Below are 7,144 nucleotides of genomic sequence, written 5' to 3'. Positions count from 1 at the left end.
TTTTCAGACGGCCTGTTGTCGTTTTCGGCAAGGGTACGCCCAAGCCGATATACTTTATTTCGGCGTATAACGCCCCGCCATGGCTTTATACACCATGTTTTCATAGCGCAGGGTTTCGTAGCGTTGGTTGAGTACGCTTTGTGCGGAGCTGTATTCGGTGTTGAGCGCGCCCAGCCAGTCTTTCAGCTCGTTTTTGCCGTGTTGGTAGCGCACTTGGTAGTAGCGGCTGTTTTTTTGGTCGAGGGCGTAACGCTGTTGCAGGTTGCGCAGGGATGCTTGGGCGTTGCGGTAGCCTTGGTAGTAGGTGTGGACTTCGTTGAGCGCGGTGGTCAGGCTTTGCTCGAAGCTGAACTTGGCGCTGTCGAAATCGGCTTCGGCCGATTTGTCCTGCCATTTCAGTTTCGGCCAGTTGAGGAAGGGCAGGTTGATTTGTGCCGATCCGCCTAAAAACGGAATATTGAATGCGGTGGAGGCTTTATTGGAGGACGCGCTCAGTGATGCGCCCAGCGTGATGCTCGGGTACCAGCTGCGTTTCTGTACGGCCAGCGATTGCAGCGCGGATTGTACGCGGTATTCGGCGGCGCGCAGGTCGGGGCGGTTGGCCAATACGGTAACGGGTACGTTCAAATCGACGCCTTTTGCACTCAGCAGGCGGTATTGCGCCGGCTCGGCAGCGATGGCTTCGCCGGGTTTCAGGTTCAGCAGGTTACGCAGGGTTTGCTCTTGTATTTCGCGGTTGTTTTGCAGCGACAGCAGGTTGTTGCGCGCGCCCAAAAGCGATTGGTCGGCTTGCGTCGGCTCGCTGGAGTCGGCTTTGCCGAGGCGGTATTTGGCGGCGGCGATGCGGGCGGTTTCTTGGTAATGCTGTATGGATTTCTGCGTCAACTCAATGGCTTCGTTGAGATAGGCGATGTTGAAATAGGCGTCGGCAACGTTGTTTATCAGGGTGAGACGGGTGTTGGCCAGGTCTTCCTGCGTGGCGCGGTAGGTCCATACTTGTGCGTCGGCGGCGGCACTCAGGCGTTTCCACAAATCCAGTTCGTAGCTGAGACCGAGTTGGCTGCTGAAGCTGTTGTTGCTGCTGCCGGATTTGAGGTTTTGGGAGGTGGACGCGCCGAGCGAGCCGTTGAAGGCGGGTACTAAATCCGCGCCCAGGATATTGGCTTGGTACAGGGCTTTGTTGACGCTGATGGCGGCCTGCTTCAAATCGATGTTGTTGGCCAGAGCCTGATTAACCAGTGCGTTGAGCTGCGGGCTTTGGTAGATTTCCCACCAGTTGCCGTTGATGTCGTAACGTTCGGCGGCTTCGGCCGCACTGACGACGTGGCTGCTGCCGGCGAGGGTCGGCACTTGGCCGGCTTTGGGGTTGATGGCGCAGGCACTCAGTGCCAGTACGACGGAGAGGCTCAAGGCCGTCTGAATCGGGATTTTGTGTTTCATGAACATTCCATTGTGTGGTTTTCAGACGGCCTTGTGCGGTTGGGGCCGTCTGAAAAAACGGGCCTATATTTTGCTCTTGCGGATAAGTGTGGCGGGCAACAAGTTACCCACCTTACGGGCTTTGTGCGCGGCGTTAATCCTGCGCCAGCGCGTCAATCGGATTGAGCTGCGAGGCGCGTTTGGCGGGCATAAAGCCGAATACGACGCCGATAACGGTGGAACTCAATACGGCGGCGATGATGGAGAAGGTGGAAAACGCCATCGGGAAATCGGTAACGAAATAATTGAATACCACGCCGATTGTGCCGGAGAGCAAGACGCCGGTCAGGCCGCCGATTAAGCAGATCATCACGGCTTCAATCAGAAACTGCTGCAAAATATTGCTCTGGCGCGCGCCGATTGCCATGCGGACGCCGATTTCTTTGGTGCGCTCGGTCACGGAAACCAGCATGATGTTCATCACGCCGATGCCGCCGACCACCAATGAAATCAGGGCGATAGAGGAAATCAGCAGCTTCATGGTGCCGGTGGTGGCTTCAATGGTCTGCTTGATGCTGTCGCTGTTGCGGGTAAAGAAGTCTTTTTTGCCGTGGCGGGCGGTCAGCAGCGCGGTCAGGCCGTTTTCGGCGGCGCTGGAGCTGACATCGTCTTTAACTTTGACGGTAATCGAGTTGATGTAGCGCTGGCCGCTGATTTTGTTGATAACGGTGGTGTAGGGCGACCACATTTCCAGGCTGTCGCTGCTGCCGAAGGAATTGTCTTCTTTGGCGGTCACGCCGATGATTTGCAGTGGGCGTTTGTTGAACAATACGGTTTTGCCCAGCGGGCTGGTGCCGTCTGAAAACAGCTTGTTTTTGGTATTGTCGTCAATCACCACGACGGAGCGGCTGTTTTTCACGTCGTCTTCGTTGTAGAAACGCCCTTCGGCCAGCTTGATGCCGCGCACGTCGAAATATTGGCTGCCTGCGCCGTACAGCTGCGCGCTCAAGTCGAGGTTGCGGTAGGTCAGGGTGGCGCTTTGCGAGGTCATGGGTGTCACGCTGGCGACGTAAGACTGCTTGGCAATGGCGTCGGCGTCGGCGACGGTCAGGGTACGCACGCGGTTGCTGCGCCGGTCGCCGAAGCCGCTGCCGGGATAGACGCTGATGGTGTTGGTGCCCATGGCGCTGATGTCTTCAAGGATTTTCTGCTGTGAGCCGTTGCCCAGCGCGACAACCGACACCACGGAGGTAATGCCGATGATGATGCCGAGCATGGTCAGCAGCGAGCGCATTTTGTGGGCGAGAATGGCCTGCACCGACATGCGGAAGGATTCCATCAGCTGGTCTTTGTAAAACAGCCAAGAGGTTTTTTCTTCCACCGGTTGGACGCTGCTGGGGGGGATTTCTTTGTTTTTGCTGGTGTCGGCGATGATTTCGCCGTCGCGGATTTCAATCACGCGGTTGGCGTTGGCGGCGATGCCGGGATCGTGCGTGACCATGATGATGGTGTGGCCTTGCGCGTGCAAATCATGCAGGATTTCCATCACATTGTGGCCGCTGGCGGTATCGAGTGCGCCGGTCGGCTCGTCGGCGAAGATGATTTCGCCGCCGTTCATCAAGGCGCGGGCGATGGACACGCGCTGCTGCTGGCCGCCGGAAAGCTCGCTGGGTTTGTTGCCCTCTTTGGATTGCAGGCCCAAATCGTGCAGGAGTTTTTCTGCGCGTGCGTCGCGTTCTTTCTGATCGGTGCCGACATAGACGGCGGGCAGGGCGACATTGTCGCGGGCGGTGAGCGAGCTGAGCAGGTTATAGCGTTGGAAAATAAAGCCGAAACGCTTGCGGCGCAAGGCGGCCAGCTCGTCGGCGGTCATTTTTGATGTTTCGACGCCGTTGATTTTATAGGAGCCGCTGGTGGCGGTATCCAGGCAGCCCAAGATGTTCATCAGGGTGGATTTGCCTGAGCCGGACTGGCCGATGATGGCGACAAAATCGCCTTTTTCTACCGACAGGCTGACGTTTTTTAAAACGTGCACGCGGTTTTCGCCGCTACCGAAATAGCGGTTGAGGTTTGTACATTCGATAAGGCTCATGGCTGGGTGTCTGTCGATATCGTGAATTCAAATCAAAAAGCGGCGGCCTTGGCTGCACCAGGCTGGGTTGTTCTTATTATTTGCGGCTTTTCTCTATATTTTTTGTGATTTTTCAATGTATTAAATAAATGGCAAGGGAGGCCGTCTGAAAAACGGGCTGATTTTCAGACGGCCTGTTTACGCTGCCTGCGGCTTACATGCGCGGACGGCCGCCCGGCCCGCCCATGCCGCCGGATTTGGCTTGGCCTGATTCCGATTCGGACACAATCACTTCTTCGCCTTCCTGCAATCCGCTCAGAACTTGGGTGTTGGTACCGTCGTTCAGGCCGGTTTGGACGGCTTTTTCGACAGGCTGCCGTTTTTCATCCAATACGCGTACGAAAGATTTGCCGTTTTTTTGTTTGACCGCCAGGGTCGGCACGCTCAGGGCGTCTTTGGCTTCGTTGACGACGATGGTGTTTTCCGTGGTCATGCCGATGTGCAGCGAGCCGTCTTCATTCGGCACAAGCGCGCGGGCGTAGTAATAGATGGCGGTGGAGGTGGTGTCGGTGGAGGTGGTGTAGCTGCCCTGCGACATGGTGGTCAGGCCGGGATCGACAGAATCCAGCGTGCCGTGGCGGACATCATCGGGCGCAGACAATACGGTAAACGTAATCGGCATGCCCGCTTTGACTTTGCTGATGTCGCCTTCGGCAATCTGCATTTTGTTCAACATCATGCTCAAATCGGCCAGTTGGACAATGGTGGGCGTGGTTTGCACAGCATTGACGGTTTGCCCTTCTTCTACTGGAATGGCAACAACCGTGCCGCTGGATGGCGCGGTGATTTTGGTGTCGCTTAATTCTTTTTCGGCGGTGTTGATGGCGATTTGGGTTTGGCGGATGGAAGACTTGATTTCTTCCACCGATGCTTTGGCGGCGGCCAAGGCGTTTTCGGCGGTTTCCAGGCTTTCTTTGGACGTGGCGTCTTCTTTCCACAGCGCTTTTTCGCGGTTGTATTGCGTTTGCGCCGATTTCAGGGCGATTTGTGCGGACACGAGACGGGCTTTATAGGTATCCAGCTCGGCGCGGCGCGTATTGATGGTGTTGGTTTGGGTGCGCGAGTCGATTTCGGCAATCATGTCGCCCGCCTGCACCTGCTGGCCGATTTTGACATACAGTTTTTTGATTTGACCGCTGGCTTCCGCGCCGACATTGACCAGCTTGTCGGCGGAAATTTCGCCTGTGGCGCTGACGGTTTGGCGGATATCTTTGCGGCTCGCCGGCTCGGTAAGGTAGTTGATTTGCTCTTCGGGATTAAGATAGTTCCACGCTGCAAAAGCCGCCGCGCCCGCAATCAGCAGGCCGAGCGACCATTTGAGGGTTTTTTTCATCATCGGTTCCATAGGGTCGGCATCATCAGCCGAGCAGTCGGTTAAAAGACAGTAATCAAGACAAAATAATGCGCGGATTTTACTGGAATTGCCGCAGCCAGCCAAGCCGACATAAAGCAAAATTAATACATAATATGCTGATTATAAAAAGTTTAATTTGAAAATACTTTCCCGAATCTTGCGCTTTGTTTACATATTTTCCCATTTTTCAGACGGCCAATGCGCCGCCGCCGCGTTATCCGGCTACATAAAACCCGGGCAGGAGCAAGAAGGATAATTCCATAAGCGTAAAGATAGGGCGGATAAAGGAATTTTTATTCATCATATTGTTTTTATTATCAAAATATGAAAAACGATAGTGCTTTTTCCTAACTTCTGTTGACAATACTTTGCAAAAGCAGACATTTACGGTATGCTGAAATCCAAATACTGCCCCGTAATCGTGCCGCTTCCTTCCGAGTGCTTGATATATCAGATATTTTTGCTGATTGCCCGGATTGGGCAGGCATGGCGGGACTGTTGTTTTCTATCAGAAAAAAGAAATTCGGGTGTAGCGGCAGCGGCCATACCGGCAGAGCCCGCGCCCCGATTGGTCAACTTCAAAAGAGGAGCCGTACATGAACCCCATGTATATCACCTTCGGCCTGTATTTGGTGTCCGTATTGGTCATCGGGCTGGCCGCTTATTTTTCCACGCGCAATTTCGACGACTACATTCTCGGCGGCCGCAGCTTGGGCCCGTTTGTCACCGCGATGTCGGCGGGCGCTTCGGATATGTCGGGCTGGCTGCTGATGGGTCTGCCCGGTGCGATTTTCGCGGTCGGCCTGAGCGAATCGTGGATTGCCATCGGCCTGGTCATCGGTGCGTGGCTCAACTGGCTGATTGTGGCGGGACGTTTGCGCGTACACACCGAATACGCCAACAATGCCCTGACCCTGCCGGATTACTTCTACCACCGCTTCGGTGCCAAAGGCCAGGCGATGAAAGTGATTTCCGCCGTCATCATTTTGTTTTTCTTCACGATTTATTGCGCTTCCGGCGTAGTGGCGGGCGCGCGCCTGTTCCAAAGCCTGTTTGAAGGCATGACTTACGAGCAGGCGATGTGGCTGGGCGCGGGCGCAACCATCGCCTACACCTTTATCGGCGGTTTCCTGGCGGTAAGCTGGACGGATACCGTGCAGGCCACGCTGATGATTTTCGCGCTGATTCTGACCCCGATTATGGTATATCTGGCTTTGGGCGGTGCGGACGAAATGAGTGCCGCCGTCCGAAGCGTTGCCGCGACCACCGGACAAGAATACGGCAGCCTGTTTGCCGGCACCACGCTGCTCGGCATTATTTCCACCGCCGCTTGGGGCTTGGGCTATTTCGGGCAGCCGCACATTCTGGCGCGTTTTATGGCGGCGGAAAACGTACCGTCGCTCAAAAGCGCGCGCCGTATCGGCATGACTTGGATGATTTTGTGTCTGGCCGGCGCGGTGGCCGTGGGCTATTTCGGTATCGCCTACTTCGGCGCACATACTGAACAGGCGGGGGTAATGGACGGCAACAACGAGCGTATTTTTATCGCTTTGGCCACCATCCTGTTTAACCCTTGGATTGCCGGTATTATTTTGAGCGCGATTCTGGCGGCGGTCATGTCCACCTTGTCGTGCCAGCTGCTCGTGTGTTCCAGCGCGATTACCGAAGACTTTTACAAGGGCTTCCTGCGCCCGAACGCCGCACAGAAAGAGCTGGTGTGGGTAGGCCGCATTATGGTGCTGGCCGTGGCCGTGATTGCCATCCTGATTGCCGCCAACCCCGACAGCAAAGTGTTGGGGCTGGTATCCTACGCATGGGCAGGCTTCGGCGCGGCTTTCGGTCCGGTGGTGATTTTGTCGGTATTGTGGAAACGCATGACCGCCAACGGCGCACTGTGGGGCATGATAGTCGGCGCGGTTGTCTGCGTGGCTTGGGCGGAATGGGTCAATCCCGCGCTCAAAGCGGCTGAAATGGCCACCATGTACGAAATCGTTCCCGGCTTTATCGCCTGCTGGCTGACCGTAGTCGCCGTATCTCTGCTGGGCAAAGAGCCGGACGCGGAAATCGTGAAAAAATTCGAACAGGCGGACGCGGATTATCAAGCGGCCAAGTAAGGCCGCCGCTTGACAGATTCGCTTTAACGGAAAGAAAAGGCCGTCTGAAAACCAAACCGGAAGTTGCCGGGTTGGTTTTCAGACGGCCTTTTTGTATGTGTCCGAACAACGGCGGTTAATTTTTAT

4 protein-coding genes are annotated in these 7,144 nt (G+C 55.6%); 1 reads left to right on the top strand and 3 read right to left on the bottom strand.

Annotation, left to right across the window (positions count from 1 at the left end):
• Positions 1 to 54: 54 nt before the first annotated feature.
• From BDE01S_RS06800 to BDE01S_RS06790, 3 genes are all read right to left on the bottom strand, one after another.
• Positions 55 to 1,440 (bottom strand): TolC family protein, encoded by a 1,386-nt coding sequence (locus BDE01S_RS06800; RefSeq protein WP_066079175.1) that lies wholly within the window; start codon positions 1,438 to 1,440, stop codon positions 55 to 57.
• A gap of 133 nt (positions 1,441 to 1,573) precedes the next feature.
• Positions 1,574 to 3,511 (bottom strand): MacB family efflux pump subunit, encoded by a 1,938-nt coding sequence (locus BDE01S_RS06795; protein WP_066079170.1) that lies wholly within the window; start codon positions 3,509 to 3,511, stop codon positions 1,574 to 1,576.
• Between the two features lie 193 nt (positions 3,512 to 3,704).
• The gene (locus BDE01S_RS06790; RefSeq protein WP_066079173.1) at positions 3,705 to 4,883 is read right to left on the bottom strand and encodes an efflux RND transporter periplasmic adaptor subunit; all 1,179 of its coding nucleotides are present in this window, start codon (positions 4,881 to 4,883) and stop codon (positions 3,705 to 3,707) included.
• 617 nt (positions 4,884 to 5,500) lie between these two features.
• Here BDE01S_RS06790 and putP point away from each other — a divergent pair.
• A complete protein-coding gene (gene putP / locus BDE01S_RS06785; protein ID WP_066079168.1) occupies positions 5,501 to 7,018 on the top strand; it encodes a sodium/proline symporter PutP in 1,518 nt (505 codons plus the stop codon).
• The last annotated feature ends 126 nt before the right edge of the window (positions 7,019 to 7,144 follow it).

The organism is Bergeriella denitrificans NBRC 102155, from assembly GCF_001592185.1.
Lineage (GTDB): Bacteria > Pseudomonadota > Gammaproteobacteria > Burkholderiales > Neisseriaceae > Neisseria > Neisseria denitrificans.
Note: the sequence above shows the minus strand (reverse complement) of the source record. Positions and strands in the feature narration are given on the sequence as shown.

Coding starts and splice junctions, on each gene's coding strand:
- BDE01S_RS06800 (WP_066079175.1), bottom strand. CDS start 1,440: ATGAAACACAAAATCCCGATTCAGACGGCCTTGAGCCTCTCCGTCGTA.
- BDE01S_RS06795 (WP_066079170.1), bottom strand. CDS start 3,511: ATGAGCCTTATCGAATGTACAAACCTCAACCGCTATTTCGGTAGCGGC.
- BDE01S_RS06790 (WP_066079173.1), bottom strand. CDS start 4,883: ATGAAAAAAACCCTCAAATGGTCGCTCGGCCTGCTGATTGCGGGCGCG.
- putP (WP_066079168.1), top strand. CDS start 5,501: ATGAACCCCATGTATATCACCTTCGGCCTGTATTTGGTGTCCGTATTG.